Origin of the sequence: Spongiimicrobium salis, from assembly GCF_043678055.1 — a bacterium.
Classification (GTDB): Bacteria; Bacteroidota; Bacteroidia; order Flavobacteriales; family Flavobacteriaceae; genus Spongiimicrobium; species Spongiimicrobium salis.
This window is the reverse complement of sequence record NZ_JBHEQA010000003.1, coordinates 383,570-397,979: the sequence shown is the minus strand read 5'-3', so window position 1 is coordinate 397,979 and position 14,410 is coordinate 383,570. Positions and strand designations below refer to the sequence as shown.

At 40.2% G+C, this 14,410-nt stretch carries 8 protein-coding genes; all 8 read left to right on the top strand.

The features are described from left to right. Positions 1–19 precede the first annotated feature (19 nt). Positions 20–979 (top strand): sulfurtransferase, encoded by a 960-nt coding sequence (locus ACEXOE_RS16495; protein ID WP_394749942.1) that lies wholly within the window; start codon positions 20–22, stop codon positions 977–979. A gap of 320 nt (positions 980–1,299) precedes the next feature. After that, positions 1,300–1,749, top strand: coding sequence for a Dabb family protein (locus ACEXOE_RS16490; RefSeq protein ID WP_394749941.1), 450 nt, complete (start codon positions 1,300–1,302; stop codon positions 1,747–1,749). Between the two features lie 156 nt (positions 1,750–1,905). Continuing rightward, positions 1,906–2,409, top strand: coding sequence for a hypothetical protein (locus tag ACEXOE_RS16485; RefSeq protein ID WP_394749940.1), 504 nt, complete (start codon positions 1,906–1,908; stop codon positions 2,407–2,409). Between the two features lie 170 nt (positions 2,410–2,579). Further along, on the top strand, positions 2,580–5,375 hold the full coding sequence (locus ACEXOE_RS16480) for a helix-turn-helix and ligand-binding sensor domain-containing protein (protein ID WP_394749939.1): 2,796 nt from the start codon (positions 2,580–2,582) through the stop codon (positions 5,373–5,375). Positions 5,376–5,646: 271 nt separating this feature from the next. After that, positions 5,647–8,841 carry a glycoside hydrolase family 2 TIM barrel-domain containing protein gene (locus tag ACEXOE_RS16475; RefSeq protein WP_394749938.1) on the top strand — a complete coding sequence of 1,065 codons (3,195 nt, stop codon included), beginning with the start codon at positions 5,647–5,649 and terminating at the stop codon, positions 8,839–8,841. A 12-nt stretch (positions 8,842–8,853) separates the two neighbouring features. Continuing rightward, complete coding sequence (locus ACEXOE_RS16470) at positions 8,854–10,260, top strand: glycosyl hydrolase family 16 (protein ID WP_394749937.1); 1,407 nt, start codon at positions 8,854–8,856, stop codon at positions 10,258–10,260. A gap of 29 nt (positions 10,261–10,289) precedes the next feature. Beyond that, positions 10,290–11,132, top strand: coding sequence for a glycoside hydrolase family 16 protein (locus tag ACEXOE_RS16465; protein WP_394749936.1), 843 nt, complete (start codon positions 10,290–10,292; stop codon positions 11,130–11,132). Between the two features lie 16 nt (positions 11,133–11,148). Then, on the top strand, positions 11,149–14,352 hold the full coding sequence (locus ACEXOE_RS16460; protein WP_394749935.1) for a PKD domain-containing protein: 3,204 nt from the start codon (positions 11,149–11,151) through the stop codon (positions 14,350–14,352). Positions 14,353–14,410: the final 58 nt, after the last annotated feature.

The following is a 14,410-nucleotide window of genomic DNA, read 5'->3' as shown; positions in this document are numbered from 1 at the left end:
TCAGTTGCTATAAGATACTATGAGCAGGAATATACTTTTAATAGGCTTTCCTTTTCTTTTTTTTATCATGGGGTGCAGACAATCCCATCCAAAGGCAGGTCAAGAAAAATTAGAACTTCAATCATACCAATTAACCCCTCTGATTGAAGCAGAAACCTTACTTCAAGAAATAAGCGACCCCAACATAGTACTTATTGATTTTAGAGAGAAAGTGATTTATGAAAAAGAACACCTTCCCAAAGCAGTACAACTTTGGAGAACCGATATAGAAAGTGCAGATTTTCCATATGGGGGAATGATGGCTTCTGGGAAAACCATAGAAAACTTATTTTCCAAACTTGGAATTCATAATGGTCATAGACTCATTGTATATGATGATCGGGGATCCTGCGATGCGGCACGTCTTTGGTGGGTACTTTCTTCTTATGGTTTTACTAAAGTACAACTTCTAAATGGAGGAATACAATCCTGGAAAATGGCAGGCGGTAACATGTCCACAGCGATGATTTCCAGAAAACCCGCGAAATTTCAATTACCCCATGTACAACAGGCTATACCTCTAAATATTCAGAAAAAAACCTTGAGAAATGCCTTGGTCAAGGAAAGCAATTGGGTAATCCTAGACACTAGAACGCAAGATGAATTCACAGGGAAAAGAAAGAAAAATGGAGCTAAAAAAGCAGGTCGTATCATAAGGAGTAGGAGTATGGATTGGTCTAATGCCGTGAACCTTATGGGAGATATGCGATTTAAACCTAAGCAAGAATTGGTACGAATATACGCCCGCTTGATAAAATCAAAAAGCGATACCGTTATTGTATATTGCCACAGTGGTGTGCGCTCTGCCCATACTACTTTTGTACTACGGGAATTGTTGGGATATAAAAATGTACGAAACTACGATGGATCATGGGTAGAATGGAGCCATTTTGAAGACTATCCTTTTGAGCAAGACAGTATAACGCGTATTTATAGATAGTATTCCCCTATTTCATTTGGGTTAGGTCATTACACAGCTCTATCGTATTTCTAATTCATATGAAATTGATAAAATGGGAAATTTTGAGCCTTTAAAAAATTAATATTGTACAAGTTTATGCTAAAAATGTGATACTATTTTTATTCTTGTTCCTGCATCTTTGCAACATTCGGAGATAAGGTGTAGAGGAAGAGCAAGTTTAGAACTCCTGGAGTACAAAGTTTAGCGTTAATGTGAGATTGGCACTAAAGTATTTTTCGTGTGGTATTGTGCTTTTTTTAACCGTATTTTGAGCTAAAACTAAATTTAAAATAAGCGATATGAACAACACTAAAATAAAATTACCAGGCATTCTGCTACTTTTTTTCCTCTTTACAAGTATAGCCTGTCAAGAAAAAGCAGCATCTAATCAAAAAGAAGATATTTCGGAAAGCACTATGGATAAAACAGAAAAACAGGAGAAGTTACTTCGTCATGTTGTGATTTTTAAATTTAATGAAGAATCAACAGAAGAGGATGTCAACCGATTGAACCAGGCATTCAATGCATTGGCAGATTCCATTCCTGTGATACAAGATTTTGAATGGGGCCTTAATGATAGTCCAGAGAATTTCCATCAAGGGTTTACCCATTGTTATCTCCTCACATTTGCCTCCGAAGCCGATCGGGACAGTGTATATACTCCGCATCCACAGCATCAGGCATTTGTACAAAGCTTACAACCACATCTGGAAAAAGTATTTGTGGTAGATTACTGGACCAATCCCTAAGCTGTTTTACAGAAAGGAACTTATAGGTTTTTTTCCGCTCAATAGCTACTATTTACCGTTGGTCATATTTCCATTTCAATTCCTTGGGCCTATTCTTAGTTTTACACCATAAGGACGAATCAATTCGTACCAATACGAACAAAAACCAATAAACTCATGGAAAAGATGTCTCAGGAAATCAAGAATCAAAATTATAAGATGCTCAAAAACCTATTTAAGAGTATGATCACAGGCTCTAAAACGGCAAAGTATTTGGCTGTTGCCTATGTGATCATATCTTTTATTTTAGCCTATCGTCATAGTAACAATACCGCTTATTGTGTGGCTTTGATTCTGGGAGGAGTGCTTATGGGGGCGTATGCCTTTAAATTTCTCTGGTTGAAGAAAATCAATCCTCAAATTAATGCCGTGGGTGAATTGCTGCTGCATATCCAAGAATACAGGAAGCAAACATTAAAACGGCAAAAATATGAACAATTTGTAATGGTACTTTGGATTTTAACACTTGTGCCGGCCTATTTACAGGGTAAAGAGCTTACGACAACTTTGGTTGTGGCATTATTAGTGGTGTTTTATCTTTTTATTGTTTTGGGGAATTTTATGTTTACCCACGTAAAGAAGCAATTTGAAGATATGGATGACCTTGCACAACATTTGTAGCAGCCACGAAAAAAAGCAAATTGAAAACCCAAACAGCGCTGTTTGGGTTTTTTGTTGTCCGAAAATGGGTTGGCTAAAAGATAGGATTTACGGGATATGAAATTTAAAAATTTGGCTTTCTAGAGAAAAAGTACCTATATTATTGACTTGAATTATCAATCTCTCGGAATTTGAAATATATTCTTTGCTTCTTTTTCTTCGGTTTAAGCTTCGGGCTGCTGTCCCAAGAGCTTCCACCCATTCAAAATTTCTATCCTCAGGATTACCATGGTGAAAATCAGAACTGGGCCATTTCCCAATCCTCGGAAAAACTTATCTATGTGGCCAATAGTAATGGGTTGTTGGAGTTTAATGGAGCTACTTGGAGACTTTTTCCTTCTCCTAGTGAAACTATAATGCGATCGGTTAAAGTGGTTGAGGACCGCATATATACGGGAAGTTTCATGGAGTTTGGATACTGGAAAAAAAATGCTTTGGGGGTTTTGGACTACACTTCCCTCTCCAAAAAACTAAGTATAGCCCTTCTTGAAGATGAAGAGTTTTGGAATATTATCAGCATCGATGATTATCTGGTCTTTCAATCTTTAAAGCGTATTTACATCTATAATGTAGCTAATGAAACTATAAATATCATAGATTCTGATCATACCATTACCAAAATGTTCAAGGTAGGGCAGAATATTTATTTTCAACGGATTGGAGAAGGGGTGTTTAAAATTGAATCTGGAAAGGATTTTTTGATTTTTGATGATGCCATTGTGAAAACCGATGAAGTTATTCATGTCTTTGGAAGGGAAGACAAAATGTTGATTCTTACAAGAGATAATGGTTTTTATAAAGTAATCAATGACCAATTGGTCCAAGCAGAAGCTTTTCCCAATGAATTTTTATCAAACTTTAGTCTGTACAACGGAATTCAGTTAAACGATGGAAGTTTTGTACTGGGGACCATATCAAGTGGGCTCATCCATTTAAGTGCAGAAGGAGAACTTATTTTTCAGATCAATCAAAACAACGGACTATCCAATAATACGGTTTTGGCCTTGTTTGAGGATATGGACAACAATATATGGTCGGGTCTTGACTATGGAATAAGCTACGTAAACTTGGGTGCTCCCTACGAGGTATTTAATGACTACAAAGGAGTATTGGGCAGTGTTTATACTGCAGCTTTGTACAATGAAAATTTATATCTGGGAACAAATCAAGGGTTGTTCTATAAACCGTATAAGAGTAAAGGCGATTTTATCTTTATACCCGGAACCCAGGGGCAGGCATGGTCCCTTAGAGAGATTGACAACACCTTGTTTTGTGGCCATCATTCAGGGACGTTTATCGTTTTGGGGGACAGGGTACAAAAAATAGCCAATATTCAGGGTACATGGGATATTGGAAAAATAGAGGGGAGACCCAATCTGTTGTTGCAAGGAAATTACGATGGCCTATATGTATTGGAGAAATTCAATACAAGTTGGCGGTTGAGAAACAAAATCAACAAGTTTAACAACTCTTCACGATACTTCGAAACCCTTGGGAATACAATTTTTGTGAATCACGAATACAACGGCGTTTTTGAATTAAATGTGGACGATGCCTTCTTTGAGGTACAGACGGTACATAAAGATACTTTGATCAAAGGGTCCAACTCAGGCTTGGTTCGATATAATGGGGACTTGCTGTATTCTTATAAAAAAGGAATTTTCAAATTCAATGCTGACCGGCAAGCATTTGTAATGGATAGTCTTCTGAGCAGTGTATATGATGAAAATGACTATGAATCTGGAAAGCTGATTGTAGATGAAAAAGACAATAAGCTCTGGATTTTTACCAAGTCAAAAATAAGTTTTGTAACATCTACGGGACTTACGAGCAAACCTATCATTAAGAGTATCCCGCTGACAAAGGAAATGAGAGACGGTATTCTTGGCTATGAAAATATGATAAGCCTAGATAACGGAAATACTTATTTACTAGGTAAGACTTCGGGATATATTACCGTAGATATCAATCAACAACCGGATCATGATTTCCAAGTCCATATCGCACGCGTGGCCAACGGAGAGAATAAAACGAATGAGAGTCTAATAAATACGGCTGTGGAAGGAACTTTCCCGAATAATGAAAACGATTTTGAGTTTTCATTTTATGCCCCCGAATACAACAGATACTTAAGTACGGTATATCAATATCGCATTGAAGGAATGTACGATGAATGGAGTGAATGGTCTGAAGATGCAGAAGTATTCTATGAAAACCTTCCCTTTGGCGTATACACCTTTCAAGTGAGGGCGAAAATTGGGAATACTGTTTCAACAAATACGGCTTCTTATACTTTTGAAATTGCGAAACCTTGGTATATCTCTACGGTAATGATCATTCTATATATTGTTGGTTTTATATTGCTGATTTTCTTGATGCATAACATTTATAGGCAATACTATAAAAGGCAAGGGCAAAAATTAATAGAAAAGAATAAGCAAGAGCTTAAATTTGCAAGAATTCAAAATGAAAAAGAAATCATTCGTATTAAGAATGAACAATTGGAAATTGAGAATAAGAGCAAGAGTAAAGAACTTGCCGCTTCTACCATGAGTATTATAAAGAAGAATGAATTGCTCACAACAATAAAAGATGAATTGAATACCATTGAAGATAAAAATGCGGTAAAACCGGTCATAAAGATTATAGATAAAAGCCTAAAACAGAATGATGATTGGGAGCTTTTCCAGGAAGCTTTTAATAATGCTGATAGTGAGTTTCTAAAAAAGGTAAAATCAACACACCCTTCGCTTTCACCGAACGATTTAAAATTATGTGCCTATTTACGATTAAATTTGTCATCCAAAGAAATAGCCAAACTTCTTAATATTTCCCACCGCAGTGTTGAAATCAAACGCTATCGACTTCGAAAAAAGTTGGATTTACAACATGAAGATAATCTAGTAAACTACATTTTAGAGCTTTAAGATAACTTAACAAGTTCTTTTAGCACCTTAACATTGATTATTTAGGCCTTAACATTACCTATACAAATGGTAATTTTTACTTAAATATTTCCTAAAGTTTATTTTTTTAACATTTAATGGAATTGCCTGCTATTACTCACTTTAGCTAAATCTAAAATGAGAAATCCGTAGTTTTTAAAGTATTTTATTGATATGTATGTTTTTTGTTGAGGTCTTATTTAGGGAATCCGCAATTTTTTACAATATGTTTATCCTATCCAATAAAAACTATATGAATACAATTCAGAAAAAACTACTCAGCTTAACATTTTTCCTAGCTACAACAGTGGCCTTTACACAGTCTAGTAAAGTGGAAATTGTAGATGATGAAAAAGGGACGCAATTGGTTGTAGACGGTGAAAAGTTTATGATCAATGGAATGAACTGGGATTATATCCCTATTGGCACAAATACGGTGAACGCAGCATTTTGGAAAAAGCCAGACGATGTCATTAAAGCAGGCTTGGATACGGAGATGTCCTTATTAAAGAATATGGGCGTTAATGTAATTAGGCAATATACGGGTGTTCCGGCCAGATGGATACAATATATCTATGAAAACTATGGTATTTACACCATGTTAAACCACTCTTTTGGACGTTACGGCCTTACCTTAGACGGTGTATGGACCCCAGTGACTATCTATGATAATCCAAAAACAGAGGCATATCTATTGTCCGAAATGGAAGAATTGGTCAAAGGGTATAAGGATACACCAGGACTCCTAATGTATCTCCTAGGGAATGAAAATAATTATGGGTTATTCTGGGCAGGTGCCGAAACTGAAGATTTTCCGGATAGTGACGAAGAAAAAAAGTTCATTGGGGAAAAAAGGGGAAGGCCCATGTATCGTTTAATGAACGAAGCGGCAAAAAAGATGAAAGCCTTGGATGCATCACATCCTGTTGCCATATGTAACGGAGACGTCCTATTTATTGATATTGTGGCAGAAGAATGCCCTGATATTGATATTTATGGAACCAATACGTATCGTGGAGTTTCTTTTGGAGATATGTTCGATGTGGTAAAGCAGAAGCTTAACAAACCTGTAATGTTTACCGAATTTGGCGCAGATGCCTTTAATGCGGTAGAAAATAAGGAAGACCAATACTCCCAAGCCTATTACATGGTAGGGAACTGGAAAGAAATCTATGAGAATGCCGCTGGAATGGGAAAGGCAAATAATTCTATTGGAGGATTTACCTTTCAGTTTAGCGATGGTTGGTGGAAATTTGGCTTTGATGACCGAAAAAATGCCGATGTGCACGATAACAACGCTTCTTGGTCCAATGGTGGATACGCAAGGGATTTGGCCTCGGAAGGTGCAAATAATATGAACGAGGAATGGTTCGGAATCTGTGCCAAAGGCGCTACGAATCCTAGAGGTCTATATGAGCTCTATCCACGAGCGGCCTATTATGCGTTAAAAGAGGCGCATCAACTAAACCCTTATGAAGAAGGGGTAAACCTAGGTTTCATAAATAACCATTTCAACAATATCCAGTTGATGGATGCTGTACTGAAGGCACGTGGGGACAAAGCTGCTTTACAGGGCCAACAAAGTAGTTTATTACGGATCAGTAACCTCCAAGCAAAATTTGCCACCTTTAGTACGGGAGGTAGTTTGATTACTACACCGGATACCCCAAATCCGGATGAACCCAATACCTTTCCCAATCAACTTGGATTTGATCACTTACAATCCTATTTCATTGGGGTAGAAGGGAATCCTGCCCCTAATATGAGGGCAGAGGTCAACCTCAATGTTGTTGGAAATGTAGCACAGAACCCTATCAATGAAATCTTCTATGAAAACAACTCACGCCCTATTGATGTGAGCACAAATGTAGGCGATGTTGTGGTATCGGATGTGAATAGGGTACGGGTATATCAAGCGGAGTTCGAATGGAATGCCAAAGAATTCGATTTACGAGGATTTTATAGAACCGGACATTATCACTGGGGATATGAGGGCGACTTCTTCGGTTTTTATCCAGAAGCCAATTATGGCCCCAACCTGGATATTTATAATGGTGAAATACTTGGGGTAGAGGTTGACGGAAAAGGTCCACTAAAAGGATTGAAAGCTGCAATTGGTCCACAACTATGGTGGGGCGCAAACCCTACCATGTTGTTCAAGTATAAGACGCATATTGGAAAATTTGATGTCACGGGAATCTATCACCGGGATTTTGAAACGGAACTTGTTTTTGATGAAAATGGGAGAAGGGTATTAGATGCAAATCAAGTGCGATCAGGGGTGATTCCTGCGTATCCTACAGAAAGAGCAGCCATAGCCATAGAGCGTGAGTTCGGTAAATTTGGTGTTGAAGTAGGCGGGATTTGGGCCGGAAACCCCTTGAATGGCAGTACATTCCAAGATGTACGTGGTACTCCTGGCAATTATACGGTTTTTGAAGATCGTGTGCAAAATAGTGACAATTGGGGCGGTAAGGTTAAAGTAACTTATGAAGGAGGAAAGTTCAATTGGTACGGTCAAGGTGCAGCTATGGGATTGGTGGCCAACGGTGGTGCCGATCAAACATTGACCTTCACTGGGTGGAAATTGAGAGATACGGGAAGCGGGAATCAAGTAAACATTTTATCTGGATTTACCTACGCCACTGGTAACTTTCAAATAGCACCGAACTTCCTATGGCAAAAACCCCTTGTAGACGCCATTCCAAATGGTATAGATGGTCCGGGAAGATTAAGAAACATTATTGATGATCCATTCGCAGTACGCGGAAATCGTGAGACTACCGGAGGAGAGATACTATTGACGTTTGATCCCACGCCAGGAACATGGATGTATGAATGGGACAATGATAGGGCGGAAGATGCCAAGTTCGCCATGAATTTGGGCTTCGTATACCGACATCTTCCAACAACTCAAGATGCACATATTGGATTCTTGGCCAATAGAACCTTTTTTGCCTTTCCTAACGCTGCACCTGCAGAAGATTTATGGGAAGTACATTCTAGAATGGTCTCCAAACTTAGCCCGGATTTAGGGATTATTGGAAACTTCTATTATGGTAACGGACAGGCTAATGGGGATAGTGACCGATTGATCAAACGCTTTGGAGGTGATATTAGAGCTATTTATAAAAATATGAGATTTCGAACTCATGTAAAAGTAAATGATTGGGGTCCTTTTGATTACCATAGGGATTTCAACCTCACATTTCCATTGCAATTGATGCTGGATGTTTCTACCACTTTAGGGAAGCCAGACTGGTTTATTTTACCGAGCACACAGGTGGGCATACGTGGGACTTGGCGTTCTTTGAACGAATTCTCCCCAAGGTATGCACCTAATGAAGCGGCACCCTTTTCCAACGAACCTCTTATAAGTACCACAGGTTTTGGCAATGGGAGTGAATGGGAAATTATGACTTATGTACACATTAATATCGGGCAATAAAAAGATTCAAAAATGAAAAACAAGAAATATATAAACGTACATTTTATACTACTCCTGAGTTTGGTCGTTGCTTTTTTCAATAGCTGTGAAAGAGGTTTTTCCGATGATGTGGAGTTTGCGACATTCCCGCCCAACGGCGATGTTTTTATTGATGCTTTTTCCGCAGGCTTGGATTATTTTCCTTTTGTAGATGCAGGTGCAGATGCGGAAGCCTTTAGTGTGGTTACCGACGAGGTGTTTTCGGGAACTTCGGCAATGCGCTTTGACGTACCTTCTTTTGGGAATGGTTTTGTTGGTGCTGCCTTCAATACCACGGCAAGAAGAGACCTTTCTGGTTTTGATGCATTGACGTTCTATGCGCGGGCATCTCAAAATGCAAGCATTGATGCCATAGGATTTGGTATTTCCGGAGAGACCAATAATAGATTTCAAGTGACCCTTAATGGTTTGGAGGTGAGTACCCGATGGGAAAAATATGTAATACCCATTCCAGATGCTTCCCGATTGATTCAGGAAACCGGATTGTTTTGGTTGGCAGAGGGTGCCTCTTTTGAAGGCGATGAAGGCGGATATGTATTGTGGCTCGATGAAATTAGATTTGAAAATTTAGGAACGGTTGCACAACCAAGTCCAGCCATATTTTCTGGAGAAAATCGTATGGAGCAGGCATTTACTGGTTCTAATATTGGGATAACCGGACTTTCACAAACCTTTAATTTGGCCTCTGGTGTAAATCAAACGGTTACTGCAGCACCGGCATATTTTAATTTTACCTCTTCAGATGTTGAGGTGGCCCAAGTGAATGAATTGGGACAAGTCTCCGTAGTAGGATCGGGAACTGCTGAAATAACCGCTTCGATTGCCGGTGTCTTAGCCAATGGTTCTCTAGAAGTCACTTCAACAGGAAGTTTGGCACTTGCGCCAGTTCCTATGCAGCCACAAGCCAATGTAAGGTCAATTTTTAGCGATGCCTACGTCAATGATACAGAGAGTAATTTTTCACCAGGTTTTGGTGGATCTACAACGCAGACCACCATTACTTCAAACAACGGTGATGGCGTCTTGGCCTATACCAATAACAATTTTACAGGAATCATTTTTGACAATACCGTGGATGCATCCGGACTTACTTTTTTACATGTAGACGTCTATGTGCAGGAAGCAGGAACTCAGGTAGGACTTCAGATTAGGGATGTTGGGGCCAATCAAATGATTGAAACTGACGTGAACACTGGATTTCCTATGGGTGACGATGTGGATTTAAGATTCGATTTAACCGGATTGACGGTAGGGCAATGGACCTCTTTCGATATTCCTCTTACTGGGGACTTGGCCACACAAAGAAACAATTTGGGCGCCCTAATTCTAGTAGGCGGACCTAATTTCTTATTGGACAACATTTATTTCTATACCGAATAAGACGGTCTTCAACGATTAAAAAAATGAATATGAAATATATAAAGATGAAAACAGTACGATCCATAGGTTTAAAGTGCCTAGCGCTCTTTGCCATTGGCCTTACAGCCGGATGCGAATCCGATGATACACAAACGGTGACCAATTTTACCCGATTGGTAGCTCAAGATGAGTTCGATGTGGACGGAGCACCCAACAGTGAAATGTGGGGTTTCGATATAGGAACAGGAGAAAATGGATGGGGAAACAATGAGTTGCAATACTACACGGATCGCCCTGAAAATGTTACCGTTCAAAACGGGGTCATGATCATCACGGCACGGGAAGAATCTTTTGAAAATTCCCAATATACGTCAGCCAGATTATTGACCCAAGATCGCTTGGAACAGAAATTTGGACGTTTTGAAGCCCGGATTCGTCTTCCCTATGGTCAAGGCATTTGGCCGGCCTTTTGGATGTTGGGTGCAGATATTGACGAAAACCCATGGCCAGGTGCAGGAGAGATCGATATTATGGAATTCCGAGGGCAAGAACCCACCAGGATTATAGGAAGTGTGCATGGCCCGGGATATTCAGGCGGGGCAGCCATTTCCAAAGAATTCAATTTAGAGAACGACCGCTTTGATACCGGTTTCCATGTCTTCGGAATTGAATGGGGTCCGGATTATGTAAATTATTATGTAGATGACGTCCTATACAACCGAATTACACCAGAAGACGTTACCGGGTTCTGGGCTTTTAACAAGCCATTCTTTATTCTAATCAACCTGGCCGTGGGAGGAACATTCGTTGGCTCGCCGGACGAAGAAACTGTTTTTCCACAGACCATGCTGATAGACTATGTAAGGATATACGAAAACACTGATGTAAACTAACTAACAAAACAAGATTATGAAAGAATTACTAAAAAGAACAACGTATATTTTCATACTTTTTTTAGCACTATCCATAGTGGGTTGCGAGGAAGATGATGATGGCAACCTACCACAGGTAGAAGCGAATTTTACTTTTACGTTAAACGAAGCTACTGGAACGGTAACTTTTCTAAACATTTCGGAAGAAGCACAAAGCTTTGAATGGAATTTTGGAGATGGAACTACCTCCACACAGGTCAACCCTATCAAAACCTTTTCTTCGGGTACTTTTACGGTGACTTTGACTGCTTCTAATGTAGCAGGAGCTTCAGATACGTTTGAGGATGAGTTGACCGTGGTGGTTTTGGAAGATATTATGCTACCCATTAGCTTTGATGATCCTACGGTAAACAATCAGGTTACTGCTTTTGGAGGCGCCAGTTTTGCTGTTGTAGAAAACCCTGATCTATCTGGAACAAATGATCAGGCATCCAATGTGGGGGCCATTACCAATAGTGGTGCTGAGTTTGAAGGGATTTTCTTTGATTTGGGTGCTCAGGCAGACTTCACAGATAATAAAACTATTTCCATGAACTTCTGGTCTGAAGTAGCCGTGGATATACTCCTAAAATTAGAACAAGGTACAGGGGCAGACGTAGAAACCGTGGTAAGTCATGGAGGTACGGGCTGGGAGCAATTACTGTTTACCTTTAATACGGCTGATGCCTTTACGAGATTGACCTTATTTATTGATGGTCCAGGTACCACTGCGGGGATGTTCTTTATTGATGACATTGTTCAAATTGAAACCCCTGCAGGTACCGGATGTACAGATACTCCTGTGGCGGCAACAGCACTTCCGGTCGATTTTGAAGGTTGTGAGACCTTCCTTGCCTCTCAAAACTTTGGAGCAGGCCTTACTTCTGCTGTGGTTGCCAATCCTTTCCAAATGGGAATCAATACCTCTGATTTTGTTTTACAAGTTGATAAAGTCGCAGGAGCAGATTTCTTTGCAGGAATCCAAAATACCTTTGCGAGCAATTTTGATTTAACCACTACCGATACCTTTACGGCCAGAGTGTACTCCACTAAAGCCAATGTGGTTTTCCGTTTTGAATTGGCATTGAATCCGCAATCGGATCCTGTTACCGGAAATCCTGCGCCTGTATTTGTAACGATTCCTAATGCCAATGAATGGACAGAAATTGAATTTACCTTTACCGGACTTCCAGGAGGACCAATGGCGTACAATCAACTGGTGATAAAACCAGATAATGATATGGCAGACAGCCCAATTACAGAGGGTGGAACCTACTATATTGATGACATTGACCTTAGAGAAGCCAATGGCGGCGGTGGAGGTACCGGAGGTACTTTCGATGATGGCCTGTTGACAAATGGAGACTTTGAAAATGGAACAGAAGCTTGGATCGGGAACGCCTTGAACGTAGTTACAGAAGGAGGGAACAGCTTTAACCTAGCCGATGTGCAAACTGCAGGAAATCCATTTGATGTTAACTTGAGTCAAGTCGTGGAAATTACTCAGGGAGAAATGTATCGTTTGACTTTCGATGCTTCTTCGGATCGGGATCGAACCATACTTGCAGGGATCGGGTTGAATGAAGCACCTTTTACCAATGCAAATCAATCTGTAAGTCTTACAACAACAACACAGACGTTTACTGTAGATTTATCCGCAGCTGATTTTGGAGGTGCCAACAGTCGTATTTTATTCGATATGGGAGCCGAAGTTGGTGTAGTGGTCATTGACAATGTTTCCTTAGAGTTGATCGATAATGGCGGTGGAGGTACCGGAGGTACTTTTGATGACGGATTATTGGAGAATGGTGATTTTGAAGGCGGTGCCGCCTCTTGGATCGGAAACGCCGTTAATGTCGTGACTGAAGGAGGAAATAGCTTTAATCTGGCGGATGTCATGACTGCAGGAAATCCTTTTGATGTGAATTTGAGTCAAGTAGTTGAAATTACACAAGGATCCAATTATAGATTGACCTTTGATGCTTCTTCAGATCGAGATCGAACGATACTTGCTGGAATAGGATTGAATGAAGCACCTTTTACCAATACGAATCAATCTGTGAGTCTTACAACGACCACACAAACCTTTACGTTGGATCTATCCGCAGCGGATTTTGGTGGCGCCAATAGTCGAGTACTTTTCGATATGGGTGCTGAAATTGGCGTAGTAGTGATCGACAATGTTTCTTTAGAACTGATCGACAACGGCGGCGGTGGAGGTACCGGAGGTACTTTCGATGATGGGCTGTTGACCAATGGAGATTTCGAGAACGGTGCAGACCCCTGGATCGGAAGTGGTCTGAATGTACAGACCGATGGTGGCAATAGTTTTAATTTTGTCGATGTACAGACTGCAGGAAATCCTTTTGATGTGAACCTGAGCCAGGTACTAGATATTACACAAGGAGCAGATTATATATTGACTTTTGATGCCTCTTCGGATCGGGATAGAACCATGATTGCAGGTATCGGATTAAATGTTGGACCTTTCACCAATGTCAATGAAACTGTAAATCTTACCACGACCACCCAAACCTTTACACTCAATCTGAATGCCACCGGATTTGGGGGAGCAGATAGTCGAGTGCTCTTCGATATGGGAGCAGCCGTTGGTACGGTAGTCATAGATAATGTATCTCTAGTATTGGATACTAGTGGTGGTGGAGGAGGTACCGGAGGAGCCGGACCAAGCTTCCCGTTCGATTTTGAAAATGGAGAAGCCTATTTTGGAGCCTTTGAAAATGGGGCTACTGCTCAAAATATCGCAACCCCTGCTGCGCAAATGACAGGAAACAGCTCTGGAAGAGTACTGGAATTTAATAAAGCAGTGAATTCTGCTTGGTTCTCTGGTATTTTCTTTGATAGAACCTTACGTCCAGCCGATCAACCCTTGATCAGTACCGATAATGGTACCGTCTTTAGGGTACGAATCTGGTCTCCCAAGGCTGGAATTACTGTGCGTATGCGATTACAAGGGGATAATGATGGCAATGGTGCTACCCCGGTTGATCCGGCATTTAATGTAGACCTGGTATTGGATACGGCCAATGAGTGGGTAACCTTGACTTTTGATTTCTCTGCTCAGGTTGGTGCCAATTCCTATGCTTACGAGGAATTCGTTATCCAACCAGATTTAGATGAAGTCAATATGCCTCCTGGAGATGGTTCTATCTACTTTATAGACGATATTACCCAGGAATAAAAACTAAAAAGTCCTTCAATTAAATTAGGTTGGCATGAAAGCAATTTCTGCTGACCTA

Bases quoted from the DNA above. Each gene is read 5' to 3' on its own strand.
- ACEXOE_RS16495 (WP_394749942.1), top strand. From the start codon at position 20: ATGAGCAGGAATATACTTTTAATAGGCTTTCCTTTTCTTTTTTTTATC.
- ACEXOE_RS16490 (WP_394749941.1), top strand. From the start codon at position 1,300: ATGAACAACACTAAAATAAAATTACCAGGCATTCTGCTACTTTTTTTC.
- ACEXOE_RS16485 (WP_394749940.1), top strand. From the start codon at position 1,906: ATGGAAAAGATGTCTCAGGAAATCAAGAATCAAAATTATAAGATGCTC.
- ACEXOE_RS16475 (WP_394749938.1), top strand. From the start codon at position 5,647: ATGAATACAATTCAGAAAAAACTACTCAGCTTAACATTTTTCCTAGCT.
- ACEXOE_RS16470 (WP_394749937.1), top strand. From the start codon at position 8,854: ATGAAAAACAAGAAATATATAAACGTACATTTTATACTACTCCTGAGT.
- ACEXOE_RS16465 (WP_394749936.1), top strand. From the start codon at position 10,290: ATGAAATATATAAAGATGAAAACAGTACGATCCATAGGTTTAAAGTGC.
- ACEXOE_RS16460 (WP_394749935.1), top strand. From the start codon at position 11,149: ATGAAAGAATTACTAAAAAGAACAACGTATATTTTCATACTTTTTTTA.